General features: G+C 68.0%; 21 protein-coding genes and 1 riboswitch. Of the genes, 15 read left to right on the top strand and 6 right to left on the bottom strand.

The genetic code is table 11. The features are described from left to right. The first annotated feature begins 25 nt into the window (after positions 1-25). Positions 26-1,156 (top strand): glutamate 5-kinase, encoded by a 1,131-nt coding sequence (gene proB, locus U0025_RS13460; protein WP_004207913.1) that lies wholly within the window; start codon positions 26-28, stop codon positions 1,154-1,156. A gap of 24 nt (positions 1,157-1,180) precedes the next feature. After that, entirely contained in the window at positions 1,181-2,077 is an 897-nt protein-coding gene (locus tag U0025_RS13465) for an NAD-dependent epimerase/dehydratase family protein (RefSeq protein WP_004207915.1), read from the top strand. A 464-nt stretch (positions 2,078-2,541) separates the two neighbouring features. On the opposite strand, the gene U0025_RS13470 is transcribed toward U0025_RS13465, so the two are convergent. Then, positions 2,542-3,066, bottom strand: a complete 525-nt coding sequence (locus U0025_RS13470; RefSeq protein WP_004207916.1) for a CvpA family protein — start codon at positions 3,064-3,066, stop codon at positions 2,542-2,544. A 10-nt stretch (positions 3,067-3,076) separates the two neighbouring features. After that, the gene (radA, locus tag U0025_RS13475; protein ID WP_004207917.1) at positions 3,077-4,444 is read right to left on the bottom strand and encodes a DNA repair protein RadA; all 1,368 of its coding nucleotides are present in this window, start codon (positions 4,442-4,444) and stop codon (positions 3,077-3,079) included. 89 nt (positions 4,445-4,533) lie between these two features. On the opposite strand from radA, the gene U0025_RS13480 reads away from it, so the two are divergent. The 3 genes from U0025_RS13480 to U0025_RS13490 all read left to right on the top strand — a co-directional run bounded on the left by U0025_RS13480 (position 4,534) and on the right by U0025_RS13490 (position 8,484). Next, on the top strand, positions 4,534-5,235 hold the full coding sequence (locus tag U0025_RS13480) for an endonuclease/exonuclease/phosphatase family protein (RefSeq protein WP_004207918.1): 702 nt from the start codon (positions 4,534-4,536) through the stop codon (positions 5,233-5,235). A 421-nt stretch (positions 5,236-5,656) separates the two neighbouring features. Next, the gene (locus tag U0025_RS13485; protein ID WP_004207919.1) at positions 5,657-7,990 is read left to right on the top strand and encodes a patatin-like protein; all 2,334 of its coding nucleotides are present in this window, start codon (positions 5,657-5,659) and stop codon (positions 7,988-7,990) included. Then, positions 7,987-8,484 (top strand): hypothetical protein, encoded by a 498-nt coding sequence (locus U0025_RS13490; protein ID WP_004207920.1) that lies wholly within the window; start codon positions 7,987-7,989, stop codon positions 8,482-8,484. Before U0025_RS13485 ends, U0025_RS13490 begins: the two co-directional genes overlap by 4 nt. 7 nt (positions 8,485-8,491) lie before the next feature. Here U0025_RS13490 and U0025_RS13495 read toward each other — a convergent pair whose 3' ends face one another. The 3 genes from U0025_RS13495 to U0025_RS13505 all read right to left on the bottom strand — a co-directional run bounded on the left by U0025_RS13495 (position 8,492) and on the right by U0025_RS13505 (position 11,321). After that, a complete protein-coding gene (locus tag U0025_RS13495) occupies positions 8,492-9,544 on the bottom strand; it encodes a hypothetical protein (protein WP_004207921.1) in 1,053 nt (350 codons plus the stop codon). Between the two features lie 238 nt (positions 9,545-9,782). Then, positions 9,783-10,829 (bottom strand): threonine aldolase family protein, encoded by a 1,047-nt coding sequence (locus U0025_RS13500; RefSeq protein WP_004207922.1) that lies wholly within the window; start codon positions 10,827-10,829, stop codon positions 9,783-9,785. Positions 10,830-10,886: 57 nt separating this feature from the next. After that, positions 10,887-10,995, bottom strand: a riboswitch (SAM-I-IV-variant riboswitch). A gap of 35 nt (positions 10,996-11,030) precedes the next feature. Further along, a complete protein-coding gene (locus U0025_RS13505; protein ID WP_004207923.1) occupies positions 11,031-11,321 on the bottom strand; it encodes a 4a-hydroxytetrahydrobiopterin dehydratase in 291 nt (96 codons plus the stop codon). Positions 11,322-11,361: 40 nt separating this feature from the next. Between U0025_RS13505 and U0025_RS13510 the strand changes: the two genes are divergently transcribed. The 7 genes from U0025_RS13510 to U0025_RS13540 all read left to right on the top strand — a co-directional run bounded on the left by U0025_RS13510 (position 11,362) and on the right by U0025_RS13540 (position 17,611). Beyond that, entirely contained in the window at positions 11,362-11,769 is a 408-nt protein-coding gene (locus tag U0025_RS13510) for a metallopeptidase family protein (protein WP_004207924.1), read from the top strand. After that, complete coding sequence (gene ccmA / locus U0025_RS13515; protein WP_004207925.1) at positions 11,766-12,383, top strand: heme ABC exporter ATP-binding protein CcmA; 618 nt, start codon at positions 11,766-11,768, stop codon at positions 12,381-12,383. The genes U0025_RS13510 and ccmA overlap by 4 nt, the downstream gene beginning before the upstream one ends. Next, positions 12,374-13,021, top strand: a complete 648-nt coding sequence (locus U0025_RS13520; protein WP_004207926.1) for a heme exporter protein CcmB — start codon at positions 12,374-12,376, stop codon at positions 13,019-13,021. Before ccmA ends, U0025_RS13520 begins: the two co-directional genes overlap by 10 nt. 107 nt (positions 13,022-13,128) lie before the next feature. Continuing rightward, positions 13,129-14,163, top strand: a complete 1,035-nt coding sequence (locus U0025_RS13525; RefSeq protein ID WP_004207927.1) for a patatin-like phospholipase family protein — start codon at positions 13,129-13,131, stop codon at positions 14,161-14,163. Next, positions 14,156-15,616 (top strand): GntP family permease, encoded by a 1,461-nt coding sequence (locus U0025_RS13530; RefSeq protein WP_004207929.1) that lies wholly within the window; start codon positions 14,156-14,158, stop codon positions 15,614-15,616. The genes U0025_RS13525 and U0025_RS13530 overlap by 8 nt, the downstream gene beginning before the upstream one ends. A 45-nt stretch (positions 15,617-15,661) precedes the next feature. After that, positions 15,662-16,564 carry a DMT family transporter gene (locus U0025_RS13535; protein WP_004207930.1) on the top strand — a complete coding sequence of 301 codons (903 nt, stop codon included), beginning with the start codon at positions 15,662-15,664 and terminating at the stop codon, positions 16,562-16,564. Positions 16,565-16,636: 72 nt separating this feature from the next. Further along, positions 16,637-17,611: a cupin-like domain-containing protein gene (locus U0025_RS13540; protein WP_004207931.1), complete on the top strand. Its 975-nt coding sequence runs from the start codon at positions 16,637-16,639 to the stop codon at positions 17,609-17,611. 152 nt (positions 17,612-17,763) lie between these two features. Here U0025_RS13540 and U0025_RS13545 read toward each other — a convergent pair whose 3' ends face one another. After that, complete coding sequence (locus U0025_RS13545; RefSeq protein WP_004207932.1) at positions 17,764-18,042, bottom strand: chorismate mutase; 279 nt, start codon at positions 18,040-18,042, stop codon at positions 17,764-17,766. Positions 18,043-18,203: 161 nt separating this feature from the next. Here U0025_RS13545 and U0025_RS13550 point away from each other — a divergent pair, with 161 nt between their 5' ends. The 3 genes from U0025_RS13550 to hrpB all read left to right on the top strand — a co-directional run bounded on the left by U0025_RS13550 (position 18,204) and on the right by hrpB (position 22,963). Further along, positions 18,204-19,229, top strand: a complete 1,026-nt coding sequence (locus U0025_RS13550) for a polyprenyl synthetase family protein (protein WP_004207933.1) — start codon at positions 18,204-18,206, stop codon at positions 19,227-19,229. 163 nt (positions 19,230-19,392) lie between these two features. Further along, positions 19,393-20,172, top strand: coding sequence for a TSUP family transporter (locus U0025_RS13555; RefSeq protein ID WP_004207934.1), 780 nt, complete (start codon positions 19,393-19,395; stop codon positions 20,170-20,172). 340 nt (positions 20,173-20,512) lie between these two features. Beyond that, positions 20,513-22,963: an ATP-dependent helicase HrpB gene (hrpB, locus tag U0025_RS13560; protein WP_004207935.1), complete on the top strand. Its 2,451-nt coding sequence runs from the start codon at positions 20,513-20,515 to the stop codon at positions 22,961-22,963. Positions 22,964-23,013 lie beyond the last annotated feature (50 nt).

Raw genomic sequence — 23,013 nt, forward strand, 5'->3', positions numbered from 1 at the left:
CCCGCCCTCCTATTCAGTAGCGATCATGACCGACACTCTGTCCGGCTTTCCCCCTGCCCTGATCCGCCGCCTGGTCATCAAGATCGGGTCGGCGCTGCTGGTCGATCCGGCCGGGGAAGTGCGCGTCGACTGGCTGCGCACGCTGGTGGCCGATGTCGCTGCGCGCAAGGCGGCGGGGCAACAGGTCATCATCGTGTCGTCGGGCGCGATCGCGCTGGGCGCGCGCCGGCTGAAGCTGCCCAAGGGCGGGCGCGGCAGCCTGGAGGATGCGCAGGCGGCGGCCGCCACCGGCCAGATCGCCCTGTCGCAATGCTGGGCCAGCCTGCTGCATGAAAAGGGCATTACCGCCGCGCAGATGCTGGTGACGCTCGACGATCTGGAGCATCGCCGCCGCTATCTCAATGCGTCCGCCACGCTGGAGCGGCTGATGGCGCTCGACGTCGTGCCGGTGGTGAACGAGAATGACAGCGTCGCGACGGCGGAGATCCGCTTTGGCGACAATGATCGCCTCGCGGCGCGCATCGGACAGGCGGCACGGGCCGACGCGGTTGTGCTGCTGTCGGACGTGGACGGGCTTTACACCGCCAACCCGCACGCCGATGCGAATGCCATGCTGATCGAGAGGATAGAGCGCATCGACGCGCGCATTGCCGCCATGGCCGACACCGGTTCGGCTTCGGGCATGGGATCGGGCGGCATGGTGTCGAAGATCCAGGCGGCACAGATCGCCACCGGCGCCGGCGCCCATCTCGCCATCATCTCGGGCAAGATCGACGCCCCGCTCAGCCATTGGGCCAATGGCGGTCGTGGCTCCATCTTCCTGGCCGCCGAAAGCCAGGGCGCGCGCAAGGGCTGGCTCTCGGGCCGCCTCACCGTGCTTGGTCGGATCATCGTCGATGCCGGCGCCGAAGCCGCGCTGGGCAAGGGCAACAGCCTGTTGCCGGCCGGCGTCGCGCGGGTCGAGGGTGTGTTCGCGCGCGGCGACGTGGTCGACATTCTCAATCAGGATGGCCGGGTGATCGCCCGCGGCCTCATCGAATATGACAGCGAGGCCGCCGCGAAGATCGCCGGCCGCCGCAGCGAGGATATCCCCGCCCTGCTTGGCGAAATGTCCCGCACCGTGCTGGTCCATCGCGACCATATGGCGATGGTCTGACCTATTATGTCCCTTAGAATTGCCATGACCGGCGCGACGGGTTTCGTCGGCGCCGAAACGCTCGATCAGGCGCTTGCCGCCGGTCTTCAGGTCAACGCCCTCACCCGCCGGGCGCAGCCGCCGCGCGCGCATCTCAAATGGGTGCCCGGCTCGCTCGACGATACCGCCGCGCTCGACACCTTGGTGCGCGACGCCGATGCCGTGATCCATATCGCGGGCGTCGTGAACGCGCCCGACCGCGAGGGGTTCGAGGCGGGCAATGCGCGCGGCACGATGGCGGTGGTCGACGCCATGCGCAAACGCGGTGTGCGCCGGCTCGTCCATGTCTCCTCGCTCGCCGCGCGCGAACCGGGCATGTCGGACTATGGCTGGTCGAAGGAACTGGCCGAACGCCATGTGAAGGCCAGCGGCCTCGACTGGACGATCGTGCGCCCGCCCGCCATCTATGGCCCCAATGACCAGGAAATGCTGGAGCTGTTCCGCATGGCCAAGCGCGGCATCATGCTGCTGCCGCCCGGCGGCCGGCTGTCGGTGATCCATGTCGCCGACCTGTCCCGCCTGCTGCTGACGCTCGCCTGCGAAAAGGAACAGAGCCAGACCCGCACCTATGAGGCGGACGATGCGACGCCCGGCGGCTGGGATCATCAGGAATTCGGCCAGGCGATCGGCCGGGCCGTGGGGCGCAATGTCCGCACCTTCGCGACGCCGCAATGGCTGCTGGCGACCGGTGCCCGGCTCGACCGGCTGGTGCGCGGCCGCAACGCCAAGCTGACCCCCGACCGGGTCGATTATTTCTGCCACCCCGACTGGGTCGTCGCCAAGCGCAAGCAGCCGCCCAAGCGGCTGTGGACACCGCAGATCCCGACCGAGGAAGGGCTCAAGGCCACGGTCGAAGCCTATCGCGCCAAGGGCTGGCTGTAGGTCGCCCAAGGACACAAGTCCGCGCGGGTCACGACCGAAGTTCACAGTGTAAACGGCCTTTCCGGGGCATTTGCACCTGCTTCGCCCCCATGATGCACCGCCCACGCGCCGGTAACGCGCCATGGCAGGTCCGGCAAATGCGCCCGGCGCGCGCCGGCAAGGCCCCACCCGCGCACCTGCGCAGCGACAGCGGCGCACCCGTCGCGCGCCATTTGCATGGATAGCGGAGGCAGGATGAGCGGCAGCGTCATGCCCCAGCTTAGAACAGGGGCAGAGCTGTAGGACAGCGGCATGCGGGATTGGCGGATCGAGTTTCGATCAAGCACCGCCCATCCCATCATCGTCACCCTGAACTTGTTTCAGGGTCCATTCCTCCCAATAGACCAATGGTTTGTTAGGCTTGATGGATGCTGAAACAAGTTCAGCATGACGTCGGTGGGATGGCCGTAAGCCATCCAACCCGGTCACGCCGCCGGATCGGACTCCGCCGGCTTCTGCGCGCGCTGTTCGTCGACAAATTCGCTGATCGCCTTGCCGCTGGCGTTGAGCAGCGGATAGGTGCGGGCGTCGGACAGCCAGTCGGGGCGGCGCGCGCCGCTGCCGTAGAAGGTGCCGTAGACCAGGGAGAAGGCGAGGAAGACCAGGGTCGCGCCAATCAGGCCCTTGATCGCGCCGAAGCCGCCGCCCAGCACCCGGTCGATCGGGCCGAGCACCGACTGACGGGTGCGCTGGCCGATCGCGCGGGCGAGCAGCTTGCCCGCGCCAAAAGTGACGGCGAAGATCAGGAAGAAGGCCAGCACCGCCGCCCCGCTCTCGCTGCCGACGAAGCTGGTCAGCAATTCGGTGACGGAAGCGTGGAACAGGCTGATCGCGAAAATGCCCGCGACCCAGGCGATCAGCGACAGGGTTTCGGTCACGAACCCGCGCAGCAGGCCGAATATGGCGCAACCGCCGATGAGGAGGAGGACGAGGATATCGACGGCGTTCATGCCGCGCTGGCTATCCGCGCCCGAGCATCTGGTCAACCAGCTGTGCAAGGGTGCGGAAGCCGCTGACCGAAATCCCCTTCACCCCGTCCGCGCCAGACGCCGGCACGAAGGCGCGGTTGAAGCCCAGTTTCGCCGATTCCCGCAACCGCAGCGGCGTGTGCGAGACCGGCCTGATCTCGCTCGACAGCGCAATCTCGCCGAACAGCACGACATCGGCGGGCACCGGCCGTTCCGACAAGGCCGACATCAAAGCGGCGGCAACGGCCAGATCGGCGGCCGGATCGGACAGGCGATAGCCGCCCGCGACATTGAGATAGACTTCGCAGGTCGAGAAGCTGAGGCCGCAGCGCGCCTCCAGCACGGCGAGGATCATCGCCAGCCGGCCGCTGTCCCAGCCGACCACCGCGCGCCGGGGCGTCGCCCCGCTCGACAGACGCACCACCAGCGCCTGGATTTCGACCAGCACCGGCCGCGTCCCTTCCAGCGCCGGGAAGACGGTGGCACCCGTCACCGTCTCGTCGCGATTGGTGAGGAACAAGGCGGAGGGATTGGCGACCTCCTCCAGCCCTTCGGCGACCATCGAGAAAACGCCGATTTCATCGGTACCGCCAAAGCGGTTCTTGATCGCGCGCAGGATGCGGTACTGGTGGCTGCGCTCGCCCTCGAACGCCAGCACAGTGTCGACCATATGTTCCAGCACGCGCGGGCCGGCGATGCTGCCATCCTTGGTGACATGGCCGACCAGGATCAGCGCGGTGCCGCGCTGCTTGGCGAACTTGATCAGTTCCTGGCTCGACGCGCGCACCTGGCTGACGGTGCCGGGCGCCCCCTCGATCAGGTCGCTGTGCATGGTCTGGATCGAATCGATGATGAGCAAAGCGGGCGGCACGCCCTCGCTGAGCGTCGTCAGGATATCGCGCACCGATGTCGCGCTCGCCAGCTGCACCGGCGCATTGCCCAGGCCCAGCCGCTGGGCGCGCAGCCGCACCTGATCCGACGCTTCCTCGCCGCTGATATAGGCGACGGTCAGCCCGCGCGAGGCGACCCGCGCCGCCGCCTGCAGCAACAGGGTCGACTTGCCGATACCCGGATCACCGCCGATCAGCGTGGCCGACCCCGGCACGATGCCGCCGCCCAGCGCCCGGTCGAACTCGGCGATGCCGGTGCTGGTGCGCGCGGGCAGTTCCACCTTGCTGTCGAGACCGATCAGGGTGATCGCCCGGCCACCACCCTGCAGGTCATGCTTGGCGGAAAAGACGGTTTCGGCCGCTTCCTCGACGATACTGTTCCATTCGCCGCAATCATCGCACTGCCCCTGCCACCGGCCGGAAACGGTGCCGCATTGCTGACAGACGAATTTGCGCTTTGCCTTGGCCATGGCCCACGCATAACAGAACATAAAAGGAACACAAACGCGATCTTGCATCGAGGCTGGAAACCCCCGCGCGGCTGGCGCATTGAAGGAGGATGTCCGCCACGATCCGCGTCGCCAGCTATAATATCCGCAAGGCCATCGGTACCGACCGCCGCCGCTCGCCCGAGCGGGTGATCGACGTGCTGAACGAGGTGGATGCCGACATCATCGCGCTGCAGGAGGCCGACCGGCGCTTCGGCATACGCTATGCCGCGATCCCGCCGCTGCTGCTCGACCGCCAGAGCGGCTACAAGCCGGTGCCGCTCAATGTCCAGACCGATAGCATGGGCTGGCACGGCAATGCCATCATCGTCCGCAAGGAGGCGGAGGTCGCCGCCTTTGACGTGCTGCACCTGCCCTGCCTGGAGCCGCGCGGCGCGACCATGGCGGAGGTCGCGATCAAGGGCGCGACCCTGCGCGTGTTCGGCATGCATCTCGACCTGTCGGGCCTGTGGCGGCGCAAGCAGGCGGCGGCGGTGATCCATGCCGCGGCCCAGGGCCATGCGCTGCCGACGGTGCTGATGGGCGACCTCAACGAATGGAGCGCCGAGCGCGGTTGCCTGGCCGACTTTGCCCGCCATTACAGCTTCGCGCCCTGCGGCCGCAGCTTCCACGCCCGCCGCCCGGTCGCCCGGCTCGACCGGATCATGCATTGCGGCCGCATCCGCCTGGTCGACAGCGGCGTCCACGAAAGCGCCGCCGCGCGCAAGGCGTCGGACCATCTGCCGATCTGGGCGGAATTCCGGCTGGGGTAAAGGCGGGCGCGTGTTGGGAGACGGCTGAGGGTCTGAAGACGACCATCTCCCGTCATTGCGAGCGTAGCGAAGCAATCCACCGGCGCGAGATGGATTGCTTCGCTACGCTCGCAATGACGATGTCAGGCTTTGACGGCTAACGACCAGAAGTGGACATTCCTCCCCGGAACGGGGAGTTCAATGGAGACACGGGTCTCCATTGAACAGACGCGAAGCGCTGACGGAGGGGCAGGTGCCTCTTGGCGCTGCGCTATCCGGCCTGTGCCCCTCCACCACTCGCTACGCGAGCGGTCCCCCTCCCCGTGCCGGGGAGGAATGTCTTGTTCCCACCCCACCCCGCCATCCCCCTTCCCGCTTTCGGACAGGGGGTGGGACATTCCGCCTCTCGACAAGGCGGCCTGGCTTTGCGATCCCTATCCCCATGAGGGAGAAGGAATTACGCCTCGCGCTCGTCTGTTATGGCGGGATCAGCCTGGCCGTCTACATGCACGGCATCACCAAGGAAATCTGGCACCTGACGCGGGCGAGCCGGGCCTTTCATGACGGGGTGGCGCCGCAGGGGGCGAGCGAGGCGGTCTATCATCGGCTGCTTGCCGATATCGAGGCGGCGAGCGGCACGCGGCTGCGCATCCTGCCCGACATCATCGCCGGCGCCAGCGCAGGCGGGATCAACGGCATCTTCCTGGCCCTGGCGATCGAGACCGGCCAGTCGCTGGAACCGCTGACCGCGCTGTGGCTGGACAATGCCGATGTCGACGAACTGCTCGATCCCGATGCCCGCCCCGCCCGCGCGCTGACCAAATTCTGGGCGACGCCGCTGGTATGGATGGCGGCGCGCCGGCCCGGCGACGCGGTCGAGCGCACGGTGGCGCCCGACACGCGCGAGGAGGTGCGGATGAAATTGTCGCGCTTCATCCGCTCGCGCTGGTTCGAGCCGCCCTTTGGCGGGGCGATATTCTCGACCATGCTGCTCGACGCGTTCGATGCCATGGCGGCCACGCCGGCCGGCCCGTCGCTGCTGCCCGACGGCCATCCGCTCGACCTGTTCGTCACCGTCACCGATTTTGACGGCCATGTGCAGAGCCTGAGCCTCAACAGCCCGCCCCAGGTGATCGAGACCGAGCATCGGCTGTCGATCGGCTTTCGCGGCCGGGGCGGCAGCGCCAGCGGCTTTGCCGATCCGGCCGAACTGGTCTTTGCCGCGCGCGCCACTGCCAGCTTCCCCGGCGCCTTCCCGCCCTTCACCGTGCGCGAGCTCGACCGGGTATTGAAGCGCCGCCACCGCGCCTGGCCCGGCCGCGACGCCTTCCTGGCGCGCGTGCTGCCGCGCCGGGCGGCACGGGGCGAGGCGGAGGACGCGGTGCTGATCGACGGATCGGTACTGGCCAACGCCCCGTTCGCCCAGGCGATCGGCGCGCTCAAGAACCGGCCGTCGCGGCGCGAGGTCGACCGCCGCTTCGTCTATATCGATCCCAAGCCCGGCCACCGGTCGATCCACCTCAACCGCGAGGGCGAGGAGGAAGCCGCGCCGATCGGCGAGAATGCGCCGCTGCCGGGCTTTTTTCGCACCATCTTCGGCGCGCTGTCGGACATTCCACGCGAGCAGCCGATCCGCGACAATCTGGAGGCGATCGACCGCCATTCCGCCCGCATCCGCCGCATGGGCCGGATCATCCAGGCGCTGCGCCCCGGTATCGAGGCGGAGGTGGAGGGGGCGATCGGCCGCATGCTGTTCCTCGACCGGCCAACGCCGGCGCGCCTGTCCGCCTGGCGCGGCAAGGCGCAGCAGCGCGCCGCCGCATCGGCCGGATTCGCCTTCCCCGCTTATGCCCATCTCAAACTGTCGGGCATCGTCGAGGATCTGGCTGCGCGCCTGTTCCAGTTGAGCGGCGAGGATGCGCCGATGATGCGCGAAGCCTATCGCCAGGCGATCTGGAAGCAGGTGCGCGCGATCGGCGCCGACCAGTTGACCGAGGATGCCGGCTCCGCCGCCGCGCCCGTCCTGTTCTTCCGCACCCATGACCTCGCCTTCCGCATCCGCCGCCTGCGTTTCCTGGCCCGGCGTCTGGCCGAGACGCTGGAACTGGAGGCCGATGCCGACAGCGAAGCGGTGCAGGCGATGCACGACGCCATCTATCGCGCGCTCGCCCTCTACACCGAATGCGAGGGCAATGATTTCTACAATGATCATGTCCGCGCCGCCGCGGCGCAGGCGCCGACCGACGCCGGTGCCGCGCTGGAGGCGATGGCGCAGGCGCGTGGCCTGCGCGCCCGCGACGAGGCGGCCGACATGCTGCTGGCCGAGGCGCTCGCCAACCTGCCCAAGGCCGGGCGCCGCACCATGTTGCTGGCTTATCTGGGCTTCACCTTCTCCGACATCGCGACCTTACCGTTGCTTCAGGGTGACGCTGTCGATGAATATGATCCGATAAAGGTCGACCGGATTTCGCCCGAAGATTGCACCGCCATCCGTGCCGGCGGTGCCAACGCCACGCTAAAAGGCATAGAATTCAACAATTTTGGTGCCTTCTTCAGTCGGGTCTATCGGGAGAATGACTATCTGTGGGGCAGGCTCCATGGGGTGGAGCGCCTGCTGGATATCGTAATTTCCGCAATTCCTGCCCCAACCCGTCTTCCCGAAGGGGCGTTGCGCAACTATAGGCGGGCGGCGTTTCTGGCGATCCTCGACGAGGAAGAGTCGCGCTTGCCGCATGTTGCGGATCTGATCGCCGGACTGCGGGAGGAAATCGGGTGAAGGGGCGTTTGAAGCTGTTTCCGATGATGCTGGCGCTGGTGCTCGTCACCGGCTGCAAGGGCTCGTCCGATGACAGCGCACAGGCCGCCCCGGTCAGCGCACCGCAGCAGGTGGCCGTTGCCGTGGTCCAGCCCGATCCGCCGCCGCCCGCTCCCCCGGCCGTCCTGCCCTCGCGCCCGGCGCCGATCGTCACCGTCGGCCCGCCCGGCCCGACCAATTCGCTCGACCTGCCGCCGTCGAGCAATGCGGCCCAGCCCGCCCCCTTCCCGCGCGAAGTCACCGCCTTCATGGTCGACCGCGACAGCTGCGACCATTTCCGCGGCGAGGAACCCTATGACGCGGAACGCCGCGCCTATATCGAGGAAAGCGTGGCGGAACTCTGCTCCGGCACCGACGCGAAGCTGGCCTTGCTGCGCAAGCGCTATGACAAGATGCCCGACGTCATCAGCGCGCTGAGCAGCTATGACGCCCGGATCGAGGGCGAGGAACCCTGAGACGGCTTCAGGGTGAAGCCGGCGCCTGTAGCATATCCAGCCCGCCGATCCTGACAGCGAAGACACGGCCCCGAGCGCCGGGCTGTGCGTCAGGGCCGACTTGGCCACGCGGCCCCGTCGCGCCGACATCGCCCGGATGCGCGCCATGACATGTCCCCGGCTGAGATCCGCGTGATCCTCGCGCACCACCCTGGCCACCCGGCCCTGCAGCCCCGCCGCGTCCGCCAGCCCCGCCGCCGGTCAGGATGTCTCCTGCGGTGAAGATGTCGGTCACCGCGGCCGGGCCGATGACATAGACCGCGCCGCCATCGCCACCATTGGCCCCCGCGCCGCCATTGCCCCCTGGGCCACCACGCCCGCCGTCACCCCCATCACCCGCTCCTCGTCGGCAATCCCCAAACGGTCCAGCCCTGCCATCACGCCCACCGCCGCCGTCACCGCCGGCTCCACCGCTGCCGCCCGCACCACCGGCGCCACCCGGCACACCACGAAAATCGATGTTCATGCGTACCTGACTGAGCGGGCTCCCCGTGGCCGTCGCCTCCAGCCGGCCGGCCACGATATAGAGATCGGGCACCCGTGCTGTCGCGCCCGGTCCGCCATTGGTGCCGCGTCCCCCCGGCCGTCCCGACTCACCGTCAGAGCCGCGACGATTGCCACGGGCACCGTGTGTACCGGTCTGTCCCGCCTGGCCCTTCGGTCCGGCCAGCAGCGCGGTGTTCCGCCGGATGCCTAGCAAGGACTGTGGGTCCTCGATCCGCATCCGCTTGGCGAACAGCAGCACCCAGGGATGCTGGCCGGTAAACTCGATCGTGCCATCAGGCTTGAAGATCAGTTCGTCGACCGCCAACGTCTGGCCCGGCACCTTCTCGACGCCCCGTATCTGCAGGATTTCCGACACCGAATAGGCCCGGCCGATCGCAGCGCGCACCTCCGGCGGCAGCGCGGCCAGATCGGCAGTCTCGATCGCCGCCCGCGCTTCGGCCATCGGTGCCGCCTCCTGCGCCTGCCCCGGCAGCGGCGCCATGACACCCAGCATCAACCATCCGATCCTCTTCATGACAGCCTCCGTCCACGCACCGGCCCCTGTGCCGGCGGCGCGATGAAGGCCCGGATCAGTGCCTCTTTTCAATTGGCTGGACCAGGCAAGATCATCCGCTTTGGAGCATCCTCAACGGATCATCCCGCTATCCGACCCCGCCGCATGATGACATTTCGATATCACAACAAGCACATGGACGGATGCGCACCGGCGCCAGCCCACCCATGGCCTTGCGCCTATTCGGATCAGCTTGTGGTCAGGCGGCGACCGCCAGGCAGGCTTCCCTGATGTCGCGGGCCAGTTCATCGACCCGCTCCACCTGCGCATCCCAAGCGAACATGAATCGCGCGCCGCCACCAATGAAGGTGTAGAAGCGCCAGCCACGCGCGCGCAGCGCGTCCAGCACCGGCACGGGGGCCGACAGGAACAGCGCATTGGCCTCCACCGGGAAGATCGGGCTGACATCGGGCAGGTCGGCGATCGCCGCCGCCAGCCGGCGCGCGCAATCATTGCCGTGGCGGGCGTTGCGCAGCCAGGCGCCGCTTTCCAGCAGGCCGATCCAGGGCGCCGACAGGAAGCGCATCTTCGACGCCAGCTGCCCCGCCTGCTTGCAGCGATAGTCGAAATCCTGCGCCAGCGCGCGGTCGAAGAAGAGCACCGCCTCGCCCACGGCCATGCCATTCTTGGTGCCGCCAAAGCAGAGCACGTCGACGCCCGCCTTCCAGCTGATCTCCGCCGGCTCGCACCCCAGGCTGGCGCAGGCATGGGCGAAGCGCGCGCCGTCCATGTGCAGTTTCAGCCCCAGTTCGCGGCACACGGCAGAAATCGCGCGCACTTCCTCGACCGTGTAGACAAGACCGGTCTCGGTCGGCTGGGTGATGGTGACGACGCGCGGCTTGGGGAAATGGATGTCGGAGCGGCTGGTCGCCAGTTGCCGGATCGCGTCGGGCGTCAGCTTGCCATCGACCGAGGGCGCGGCCAGCAGCTTCGACCCGTTGGAAAAGAATTCGGGCGCGCCGCATTCGTCGGTCTCGACATGGGCGGCCGCCGAACAGATGACGCTATGATAGGACTGGCACAGTGCCGCGAGCGCCAGCGAATTGGCGGCGGTGCCGTTGAAGACGAAGAAGACCTCCGCATCGCCGCCGAACAGGGTCCGGAAATTGTCCGCCGCGCGCTGCGTCCATTCATCCTCGCCATAGGCCGTCGCCGATCCGCTGTTCGCCGCGAGCATCGCGTCGAGCGCCTCGGGGCAGGCCCCGGCATAATTGTCGCTGGCAAATTGCTGTGTGGAAATGGGCACGTCATGCTTCCGTCTGCTGGTGTGTGACCAAGCATCGGATCAACGTCGTCGTGGCTGCATGTCCCGTTGGATTGCCGGTCCGGCCACATCCCCCTCTTTCGAAAGGCACCACCTTGCTCGGGGAGCAGGTTGGTGTCGGACGTTGGCCCGACTCTTGATGTTGCCGGGGCGATTATCGGCCGGGCGATGCCGCGTCAAGCGTCAGCGCAGCAGCGCCTCTATCCCCTTCGCCAGATCGATGTCTCGTTGCGACAGGCCGCCGGCATCATGGGTGGTGAGCGTGATTTCGACCCGGTTATAGACGTTCGACCATTCGGGATGATGGTCGGCCTTTTCCGCCAGCAGCGCGACCCGCGTCATGAAGCCGAAGGCGGCGACGAAGTCGGGAAAGGTGAAGCTGCGCGCGATCCCGTCCGGTTCGGCGACCGCCGTCCATTCGGGCAAATCCGCCAGCGCGATCGCCCGTTCCGTTTCGTTCAGTCTGGCAAGCATTTCTCTATCCTGCGTTATTTCTTTCGCCTATGTGACAGCCATGCCTGACACTGGTCAATCGTTCCGCTTCGCCCCTACCCCACAGGAAATCGAGACACTCGCGCTGGAGGCCCTGAGCCGCCTGCCCGAGCCCTTCCGTTCCTATCTCTCCAATGTCGTGATGCTGGTCGAGGATTTCGCCGACGCCGACATATTGAAGGAGATGGAGATTGACGATCCGTTCGGCCTGACCGGCCTCTATAGCGGCCGTCCCTTCGGGCAGGAGGCGCAGACCGGCGACCTGCCGCCGACCGTGCATCTTTTCCGCCGCCCGCTGCTCGACGAATGGGTCGAAACCGGCGTGCCGCTCGAAGCGCTCATCACCCATGTCGTGGTGCATGAGATCGGCCATCATTTCGGCCTGTCGGACATCGACATGCATGTGCTGGAGGATATGGTCGCCCCATGAGCGGCGCGGCGCTGCGCCTGTCGGGCCTGGCCTGTCTGCGCGGCGGACGCCTGCTCTTTGCCGGCGTCGACCTGGTGCTGGCGGCTGGCGGCAGCGCCTTGCTGCACGGCGCCAACGGCATCGGCAAGTCGAGCCTGCTGCGCCAGTGCGCCGGACTGCTGCCCATTTATGCCGGGACGATCGACCGCCAGGGCAGCGTCGCGCTGGCCGACGAGCGACTGGCGCTCGACATGGAATTGCCGCTCCACCGCGCACTCGGCTTCTGGGCACGGCTCGACCGAGTGGATGCGGCCGCGCTCGACCGCGCGCTCCACGCCATGGCGCTCGCCCCCTTGCGCGACGTGCCGGTGCGCATGCTGTCCACCGGCCAGCGCAAGCGCGCCATGCTCGCCCGCGTGATCGCCAGCGGCGCGGATATCTGGCTGCTCGACGAACCGGCCAATGGCCTGGACGATGCGTCGGTCGCGCTGCTTGGCGCGGCGGTGGCGGACCATCTGGCGGCCGGCGGCATCGTCGTCGCCGCCTCGCACCAACCATTGCCGCTGACCGATCCGGTGCGGATCGAGATGGCCGCCCATGTGCCGGACCCGGCGCAGGAGGCATCATGCGACTGATCGCCCTGCTCGTCGGCCGTGACCTGGGACAGGCCTGGCGCTCGGCCGGGCTGTGGCTGCCGGTCGCCTTCCTGCTGCTGGTCGCCAGCCTCTATCCCTTTGCGGTCGGCCCCGATGCCGCCCTGCTCGCCCGCACCGGTGGCGGCATGTTGTGGATCGCGGCGCTGCTCGCCAGCCTGCTGCCGGTCGACCGGCTGGTCGCGCCCGATCGCGACGCCGGCATCCTGGACCAGATCGCGCTGCGCGGCATCAGCGAGGAGATGGTGGTGATCGCCCGGCTGATCGCCCATTGGCTGGGTTTCGGCCCGCCGTTGATGATCGCCGCCCTGCCCGCCGCCGCGCTGCTGAAGCTGGACGGCGCCACGATCCTGACGCTGGAGGCCGGGCTGCTGATCGGTACGCCCGCGCTGGCCGCGCTTGGCCTGCTGGTGGCGACCCTGACCGCCGGGCTGCGCTCGTCGGGGGCTCTGGCGGGCCTGCTCGCCCTGCCGCTGGCGGTGCCGTTGCTGATCTTTGGCGCAGGCACGCTGGGCGACGGCAGCGGCGCCGCGTTCAAATTCCTCGGCGCCGCCTCGCTGCTGCTGGTCGCGATCACGCCGATCGCGGGCGGCGCAGCGATCCGCGCGGGTCGGGAATGAGGTTTGTGCAACGCGCAAGGCGTTGACATTGGCGGGCCGCAATGGTCCCATGCTGCGTCGCAACAAGCTCCGACAGCGGGCCATGCCCGCCAAGCGCGAGGTGCCCGATGCCCGATCCGACTGCCGCACCGCAAAGCCGCCTGATCGACCTGGCCCTGCAGGGTGGCGGCGCCCATGGCGCCTTCACCTGGGGCGTGCTCGACCGCCTGCTGGAGGAACCCTGGTTGCGGATCGACGGCATATCGGGCACGTCGGCCGGGGCGATGAACGCGGCCGTGCTGGCCAGCGGCTATGCCCATGGTGGCGCGCCGGGTGCCCGCCGCGCCCTCACCCGTTTCTGGAGCAAGGTGTCGGACGGGGCGATGTTCAGTCCGTTCCGCCGCAGCCCGCTCGACATAGCGCTCGGCCGCTGGACGCTCGATTATTCGCCGCTCTATGTCGGCATGGACCTGATGGCGCGGCTCTGCTCGCCCTATGATCTCAATCCGGGCGGCTTCAATCCGCTGACCGACATCCTCAACGAATGCGTCGATTTCGACCATCTCGCCGCCAGCCCGATCCGCCTGTTCATCACCGCGACCAGCGTGCGCACCGGCCAGGCCCGCGTGTTCCGCAATGCCGAGATCACCCCCGACGTGCTGCTCGCCTCCGCCTGCCTGCCCACCATGTTCCACGCGGTCGAAATCGATGGCGAGGCCTATTGGGACGGCGGCTATTCGGGCAATCCGACGCTGACGCCGCTGGTGCGCGATTGCGATTCCGACGATACCATCCTGATCCAGGTGAACCCGGTCGAGCGCGCCACCGACCTCTACGCCGCGCGCGACATTGCCAGCCGGTTGAACGAGATTTCCTTCAACGCCGTGCTGTTGCAGGAAATCCGGATGATGGCGCTGCTGCGCCAGGTCGCCGATCCCGGCCATGGCGAGGGCGAGAAATGGGCGAAGATGCGTATCCACCGCATCGCCAGCGCCGACATGCTGCAATTCGGCCATTCGTCCAAGCTGAACGCCGAATGGGCTTTCCTGTGGAAGCTCAAGAAGATCGGGCGCAAGGCGGCGGACGATTTCCTGAAGGATCATGGCCAGGCGATCGGCCGGGAATCGACGCTCGATATCGACGCGCTGCTCGCCCATGTCTGAGGCATTGAGCTTCCTCGGCATATTGGTCGCGCTCGGCGCGCTGATCGCCATGGCCTATCGCGGCTGGAGCGTGCTGTTCCTCGCCCCGGCGCTGGCGATGATCGCCGCCAGCTTTTCGGGCTATCCGATGCTGGCGAGCTGGACCCAGATATTCATGGTCGCCGCCGCCGGCTTCCTGGCCCAATTCTTCCCGCTGTTCCTGCTCGGCGCGATCTTCGCCAAGCTGATGAACGACAGCGGATCAGTGCGCACCATTGCCGATGCCATGATCGGCTGGCTGGGGTCCGGCCGCGCGATCATGGCGGTGGTGCTGGCCGGCGCGATCCTGACCTATGGCGGGGTCAGCCTGTTCGTTGCCTTCTTCGTGCTGGTGCCGATGGCGCAGGCGCTGTTCCGCGCCGGCGATATCCCCCGGCGGCTGGTGCCGGCGACCATCATCCTGGGCACATCGACCTTCACCATGACCGCCCTGCCCGGCACGCCGGCGATCCAGAATGTCATTCCCATGCCCTTCTTCGGCACCTCCATCTATGCGGCGCCGGGCCTGGGCCTGATCGCCGCGGTCATCATGCTGGCGGTGGGCCTGGGCTGGCTGCTGCGAGCACAGACGGCCGCCGCCGCCCGGCTGGAGGGCTATGACCCGAGCCTCTCCCCCGCCGCGCCGGTCGACAGCGCGCGCATGCGCGAGCATACGACGACGGCCTCCACCTTCGACCCCGCAGAGATGGACAAGGGCGCGCCCACCGACGACCGCCCCTCGCTCGCCATCGCCTTCCTGCCGATCGGGGTGATGATCGGCTGCAACCTCATCCTCTCGCTCTGGCTGTTCCCGACCTGGGACGCGCCCTTCCTGGCGGAGCCGCTGTGGGGCAGCACCAGCCTGGGCGCGGTTGCGGGCATATGGTCGGTGACGGCCGCGCTGATGATCGCGACGCTCGCCATCATCCTGTGCAACCGGGGCCGCCTCGTCAGCCTGCGCGACAGCATCGATTCGGGCGCCAACGCCGCCGTGCTGCCAATCATCAGCGTGGCGAGCCTGGTCGGCTTCGGCGCGGTGATCGCCGCGCTGCCCGCCTTCCACATGATCCGCGACTGGGTGCTGGGCATGGGCGGCGGGCCGCTGGTGTCGCTGGCGGTGGCGACCAACCTGCTCGCCGCGCTCACCGGATCGGCATCGGGCGGGCTCACCATCGCGCTGGAGGCGCTGGGGCCGACCTATATGGACATCGCCGCGCGAACCGGCACCGACCCCGCCATCATGCACCGTGTGGCGGTGATCGGGTCCGGCACGCTCGACATATTGCCGCATAATGGCGCGATCGTGACGCTGCTGGCGCTGAGCGGCGTTACCCACCGCGAATCCTATCTGGATATCGCCATGGCCGGCATCGTCAGCTCGCTTGCAGCACTGGTCGCCGTCATCCTGATCGGATCGACGATCGGCAGCTTCTGATCCCTTCGCCCCTTGGCCGGGTCGACAGGGGCGCGCGCATCGGCCATGGGCTGCGCCATGTTCGGCATTATCGCATCCCTGTTGTTCGTCCTGATCTGGTCCACCGGTTTCATCGTCGCCCGCGCGATGGTGCCCCATGGCGCGCCCGAGCTGATCCTGGCCGCGCGCCTGTGCCTGACGGCGCTGCTGCTGGGCGCGCTGGCACTGCATGGCCGCCAGCCCTGGCCGCGCGGCCGGCAATTGGGGCTGCATCTGGCGGCAGGCGCAATGCTGCATGGCCTTTACCTGACGCTCAGCTGGTGGGCGGTCAGCCATGGCATGCCGGCCGGCATCATGTCGCTGCTGGGCGCGACCCAGCCGCTGATGGTCGCGGTCGCCAGCGTCGCGATCCTGGGCGAGCGCTTGCCCGCGCGCGCCTGGAGCGGCCTTGCCATTGCCATCCTGGGCGTCGGCTGCGTGCTGATGCCGGCGATCGCCAAATCAGGTGCGGGCGCGATCACCCTGATCCCCGCCGTTGCCGGCATCGTCGCGGTGCTGGCGATGACCGGCGGCACGCTGATCCAGCGCGGCACGATCGGCGGCGATCCGATCTGGGTGTCGGGCGCGGTGCAGAATGCCGGCGGCGCACTGGTGGCGATCGCCGCCACCCTGATCGTGGGCGAATGGCGCTGGGACAATAGCCCGATGCTGTGGATCGGCCTCAGCTGGTCGGTGCTGGGCCTGTCGGCGGCCGGCCTGTCGCTGCTGGTCTGGCTGGTGCGCACCCAGGGACCGACGCGCATGTCGATGCTGCTGCTGCTGGTGCCGCCGCTCGCCGCGGTCGAGGCCTGGCTGCTGTTCGGCGAGAAGCTCGGCCCGGTGCAGATCGCCGGCTTCGCACTGGCGCTGGGCGGCGTGCTGCTCGGCCGGTCGCAGCCGAAACGGACCGAGGTGGTGGAGCCGGCCTGAACCGCCACCGCGCCGTCACAGGTTCGTCACATCCTGCAACATGGCGGTCATGATCGCGCGCTAGGGCGGGTCATGAGCAAATCCGGCCGCACCCCGCCGCTTCCCTCGATCCTGTCGCAGGCAGCGGACATGCAGATGCAGATGACCCTGCGCCAGGTCGGCTTTGGCGCGCCGTCCGCCAATGCCATGCCCCATGTGCCGCCCAAGCCCGCGCCAGCGCCGCGCGACGACAGCGCGCTCGCGCTCAAGCGGCGCGACTGGTTGTTGAACGTCATGGAACAGCAGCGCGCCCTGTCCCCCTATGCCTCCGGCCTGCTGACCGCCGACGCCCTGTCGGGCGAGGACTTCCTGCATAATTTCTATGCGCCCGGCCGCCCGGTCCTGATCAAGAGGGCGATGGAAGGCTGGCCCGCCCGCGCAAAATGGACGCCGGACTATCTGGCCGATGCCGTTGGCGCGGCGGAAATCGAATATCAGGGCGGCCGGGCACAGGCCGCCGACTATGAGCTGGCCAAGGACCGGCACAAGCGCCGCGCGCCCTTTCGCCAGTTCATCGACCTGGTGCGCGACGGCGGCAATGATGCCTATCTGACCGCCTATAACAGCGCAGCGAACGGCCCGGCCCTCGCGCCGCTGCAGGCCGACCTTGGCCATCCCGACACCTATCTGGCGCCGACGCCCGGCATGCTCTGGATAGGCGGCGCGGGCGCGTTCACCCCGCTCCATTTCGACCTCACCAACAATCTGCTGGCGCAGGTGACCGGCACCAAGCATGTCATCCTGGTGCCGCCGTCGCAAACCCATCGGCTGGCGCATAACCGCCATGTCTTCAGCGATGTCGGCGACCTGACCGATCCGGCGCGGCTGGATCAATACCCGCGCGCCCGCGACGTGCTGCGCTACGAAGTGCGCCTGACGCCGGGCGACCTGCTCTTCATCCCGATCGGCTGGTGGCATCAGGTCCGGTCGGAAAGCTTCTCGACCATGCTGACCTACACGCATTTCCACTGGCCCAATGCGGGCCATGAAAATTATCCAGCGGGTTAGAGCGTTGTCTGGAGAATGTGCTGCCGCACATTCTGCCGCACCGGCCCGCTCCCTCACCCGGCCACCCTCAAGATACTGCCGTTGGGTGGCCGGGTGGGGGAGCGGGCTGGAACCGCCTCAAAAATGCGCTCTTTCGCGCATTTTTTTTAAAATCAGCCCTCGCGCAGCCGCTCATGATGGCGGATCACCTCGTCGATGATGAAGCGCAGGAATTTCTCGGTGAAGTCGGGATCGAGATTGGCGTCGAGCGCGAGCTGGCGCAGGCGCGAAATCTGGCGTTCCTCCCGGCCCGGATCGGCCGGCGGCAGGTCGTGGGTCGCCTTATACTCGCCGACCGCCTGGGTGACCTTGAACCGCTCCGCCAGCATGAAGACGAGCGCCGCGTCGATATTGTCGATGCTCTCGCGATAGCGCTTCAAAGTCTCGTCCACCTGGCATTCTCCACAGCGGCATCGCGGCGGGAAAGGGCGTGGCTTTTCCGTTACTGCGATGCGTCAATCAATCGTCCGGCGCGCTTTTTGCGCCATTGCGCCGCGCAGGCAAGCTATTCCCGCTTGCCATCTGCTTTTTGCCCCGCCAGAGGACGCTTGTCATGACTGCATCCTCCCCCGGCAACGTCCACCCGATCGGCCGCACCAGCGCCCCTTCGCTCGCTCCCATCATGGCGCTCGTCGCCGATGGCATGAACCAGGTGAACAGCGTGATCCTGGACCGGATGCAGTCGCGCATCCCGCTGATCCCGGAACTGGCCGGCCATCTGATCGCCGGCGGCGGCAAGCGGCTGCGGCCGATGCTGACGCTCGCCTGCGCCGACCTGGTCGGCTATGCCGGATCGCGCCATTACAAGCTGGCCGCATCGGTCGAGTTCATCCACACCGCCACGCTGCTGCATGACGATGTCGTCGACGGATCGGGCCTGCGCCGTGGCCGCAAGACCGCCAACATCATCTGGGGCAACAGCGCCTCCGTGCTGGTCGGCGACTTCCTCTTCTCGCGCTCGTTCGAGCTGATGGTCGAGGCCGAGTCGCTCAAGGTGCTGAAGATTCTGTCGGGCGCATCGGCGATCATCGCCGAGGGCGAGGTCAACCAGCTGACCGCCCAGCGCAAGATCGACACCAGCGAAGAACAATATCTGGACATCATCGGCGCCAAGACCGCCGCTTTGTTCGCCGCCGCCTGCCGCATTTCCGCCGTGGTCGCCGACCGCAGCGAGGCGGAGGAGCATGCGCTCGACGTCTATGGCCGCAACCTTGGCATCGCCTTCCAGCTGATCGACGACGCGATCGACTATGAATCGGACGGCGCCACCATGGGCAAGGATGCCGGCGACGATTTCCGCGACGGCAAGGTCACCCTGCCGGTGATCCTGGCCTATGCGCGCGGGTCGGACGAGGACAAGGCCTTCTGGAAGGCCGCCATCTCGGGCCATCGCATCAGCGACGAGGATCTGGCCCATGCGACGCAGCTGCTGCGCCAGACCGGCGCGATTGCCGACACGCTGGCCCGCGCCCGCCATTATGGCCAGCGCGCGATCGACGCACTGGGCATGTTCGATGCCGGCAAGGCGAAAGCGGCCCTTACCGAAGCGGTCGAATTCGCGATAGCACGGGCGTATTGAAGCATTTTCGAAGCGGACGGCACGTCCGCTGACTCGGAAAATGCGGCAAACCATAAGTTGAGGAGACGGGCGGCCTCGCTCGCTCCTCCCATCATCGTCCCGGCCTGACCGCGAAGTCCTTTCGCATCCTTTTGGGCTGCGGAAATTTAGGGCTGTTGCGCGCGTGATCCTCTCCCCCGAAACCATCGCCTTCCTCATGGCCGCGGCCTTCATGGCTGGTTGCATCGACGCGATGGCGGGCGGCGGCGGCCTCATCGCCCTGCCCGCGCTGCTCGCCGCCGGCGTGCCGCCGGTGCCGGCGGTCGCCACCAACAAGCTGCAAAGCTGCCTGGGCACCTTCGGCGCCTGCGTCGCCTATGCCCGGCGCGGCCATATGGACCTTGCGACCTACAAGGGGCCGGTTATCGCCGCCTTCATCGGGTCGATCGGCGGCGCCTGGCTGCTGCAACGGGTCGACCCATCGATCCTGGCCGGGCTGATGCCCGCGCTGCTGATCGCGATGGCGGCCTATTTCACCTTCTCGCCCAAGCTCAGCGATGCCGATCGCCATGCCCGCGTCGGCCTATGGGGCCTGTCCGGCATGATCGGCGTGGTCGGCTTCTATGACGGCTTTTTCGGGCCGGGCGCCGGCGCCTTCTACACCACCATCTTCATCGCGCTGGGCGGCCTGTCACTGCTGCGCGCCACCGCCCAGACCAAGGCCGCCAATTTCGCCTCCAATGTCGCGGGATTGCTGACCATGGTGGCGGGCGGCCATGTCATCTGGATCGCGGGCCTCGCCATGGCGGTCGGATCGATCACCGGCGGCCAGATCGGATCGCACCTTGCCATGCGGTTCGGATCGAAGCTGATCAAGCCGCTGCTCATCATCATGTCGCTGGCACTGACGGCCAAGATGCTGCTCGATCCCAAGAACCCGATCCACATCTACCTGTTCGGCTGAGCCGGTCGTCCCGCGACGCGACAACGAAGCGACGGCGATGCGCCCGTTATGCGCGCAAGGCAGAAGAGACGGTTCAACATGCATCGCCCAAGGTAGATCAGAGACAAGGCGAGTAGGAAAGAGACCGCCGGTTTCGACCAAGAACCGCCCATCCCATCATCGTCACCCTGAACTTGTTTCAGGGTCCATTCCTCCCAATAGACCAATGGCTTGTTAGGCTTGATGGATGCTGAAACAAGTTCAGCATGACGTTGGTGGGATGGCCGTAAGCCACCCCATTCCCCTTCCTTCCCCTGCATGCCTTGCGCTCTGGCCTGATTGGCGCGAGAGGGGGCGGATCATGACCGCCCCTGCTTTGCCGATCCATGCCGTATTGCCCGACCTGCTCGCCGCCCTGGCGCGCGGCGGCAATGCCGTGCTGGTGGCGCCGCCGGGCGCGGGCAAGACGACGGCGGTGGCGCCGGCGCTGCTCGACCAGCCCTGGTGCGAGGGGCAGGTGCTGCTGCTGTCGCCGCGCCGCCTTGCCGCGCGGGCAGCGGCCGAGCGGATTGCCGAAATGCTGGGCGAACAGCCCGGCGGCACGGTCGGCTATGCGACGCGGATGGACAGCAAGGTCAGCGCGAAGACGCGGCTGCTGGTGCTGACCGAGGGCATTTTCGTCCGCCGCATCCAGGATGATCCCGAACTGGCCGGCGTGTCGGCGGTGCTGTTCGACGAAGTGCATGAGCGCAGCCTGGACAGCGATTTCGGCCTGGCGCTGGCACTCGACGCACAGGCGGCGCTGCGACCGGACCTGCGTATCCTGCCGATGTCGGCGACGCTCGACGGCGCGCGCTTCTCCACCTTGCTCGATGGCGCGCCGGTGATCGAGAGCGAGGGCAAGATCCAGCCGCTGGCGTTGCGCAATATCGGCCGCCATGCCGAAAAGCGGATCGAGGATGAGATGGCCGCCGCCATCCGTCGCGCGCTGGAGGAGGAGGCTGAGGGCGACCTGCTCGCCTTCCTGCCCGGCGTCCGGGAAATCGAGCGCACCGCCGAACGGATCGAGGGTGGCGCGTTCGAGGTCCACATGTTGCACGGCAGTCTGGAACCGGGCGCCCAGCGCGCCGCCATCCGCCCCTCGCGCGAGGGGCGGCGCAAGGTGATCCTCGCCACCTCGATCGCCGAGACCAGCCTGACCATCGACGGCGTGCGTATCGTCGTCGACTCCGGCCTGGCCCGGCGCCCACGCTATGACCGCGCCGCTGGCGTCACCCGCCTCGTCACCGAACGCGCCAGCCAGGCGTCGGCGACCCAGCGCGCCGGCCGCGCCGCGCGCCAGCGGCCGGGCGTCGCCTATCGCCTGTGGGAGGCCGCGGCGACCGCGGGCATGCCGCCCTTCGACCCGCCCGAAATATTGGAAAGCGACCTGTCCAGCCTGCTGCTCGACTGCGCGCTGTGGGGCGTGAGCGATCCGGCCAGCCTGCGCTGGCTCGACGCGCCGCCCGCCGCCGCCGTGGCCGAGGCGCGCAAGCGACTGACCGCCCTGGAGGCGCTCGACGCCGACGGCCGCATCACGGCCCATGGCAAGGCACTCGCGACGCTGCCGCTGGCGCCGCGCATCGCCCATATGCTGGTGCGTGCCGGCGAACGCGGCCTCGCCCGCACAGCCGCCGAGATCGCGGTCCTGCTCGGCGAACGCGGCCTGGGCGGACAGGATACCGACCTCACCCTGCGGCTCCAGCGCTGGCGGCGCGAGGGCGGCAAGCGGGCCGAAGCCGGGCGCGGCCTCGCCAAGCGCTGGGCGCGCCTGGTCGACGGCCGCCCGCCCGCAGAGGGCGGACTGCACGATGTCGGCCTCTGCCTGGCCCTTGCCTTTCCCGATCGCGTCGCCAAGCGCCGCTCGGCCGACGGTGCCGACTGGGCCAGCGTGGGCGGGCGCGGCTTCCGGCTCGACCCGCTCTCGCCGCTGGCCAGCGAAGCCTGGCTGGCGGTGGGCGAGGTGCAGGGCAGCGCCGCGGGTGCGCGCATCCTGTCCGCCGCCCCGATCGGCGAGGCAGACGTGATCGCTTTGTTCGGTGAGCGCATCGCCGAGCATCGCACGGTGAAATTCCGCCCCGCCAATGGTGGGATCGAGGCGCTGCGGGAGCGCCGGCTGGGCGCGGTGCGCCTGTCCTCCGGCTCCGACGACCGGCCCGACCCCGATGCCGTGGTCGTCGCGCTGGTCGATGGCGTGCGGCAGGGCGGCCTTGCCCTCCTCCCCTGGTCGGAAGCCGCACAATCGCTGCGGATGCGGGCGGACTTTGCCGGGATCGAGGCGCTGTCGGACAGCGCGCTGATCGACACGCTGGACGACTGGCTGCCGCCGCTGCTGGCGGGCAAACGCCGCCTGTCCGACATCGACCGGTCCCAGCTTTCGGGCGTGCTCGAAACGCTGATCGGCTGGGACGGCAAGCAGCAGCTCGATCGGCTCGCCCCGCCCGATTTCCGTTCGCCCGCCGGCTCCACCCATGCGATCGACTATGCGGCCGAGGGCGGCCCGCGCGTGGAATTGCGGGTGCAGGCGCTGTTCGGCCTGTCGCAGCATCCGACCGTCGGCAACCAGCGCATCCCGCTGGTCCTCTCGCTCACATCGCCGGCCGGCCGGCCGATCCAGACGACGCGCGACCTGCCCGGCTTCTGGGCCGGCAACTGGCGCGACGTGGCCAAGGAAATGCGTGGTCGCTATCCCCGCCACCCCTGGCCCGACGATCCGGCGAGCGCCAATGCCACATTGCGCACCAAAAATGCGGACGCGCGCCGGAACTCTTGACTTCACGGCGACCGCTGGTGCAACGCACAATGACGATTTTACGGAGTTTC

This window comes from Sphingobium yanoikuyae (assembly GCF_034424525.1).
GTDB lineage: Bacteria > Pseudomonadota > Alphaproteobacteria > Sphingomonadales > Sphingomonadaceae > Sphingobium > Sphingobium yanoikuyae.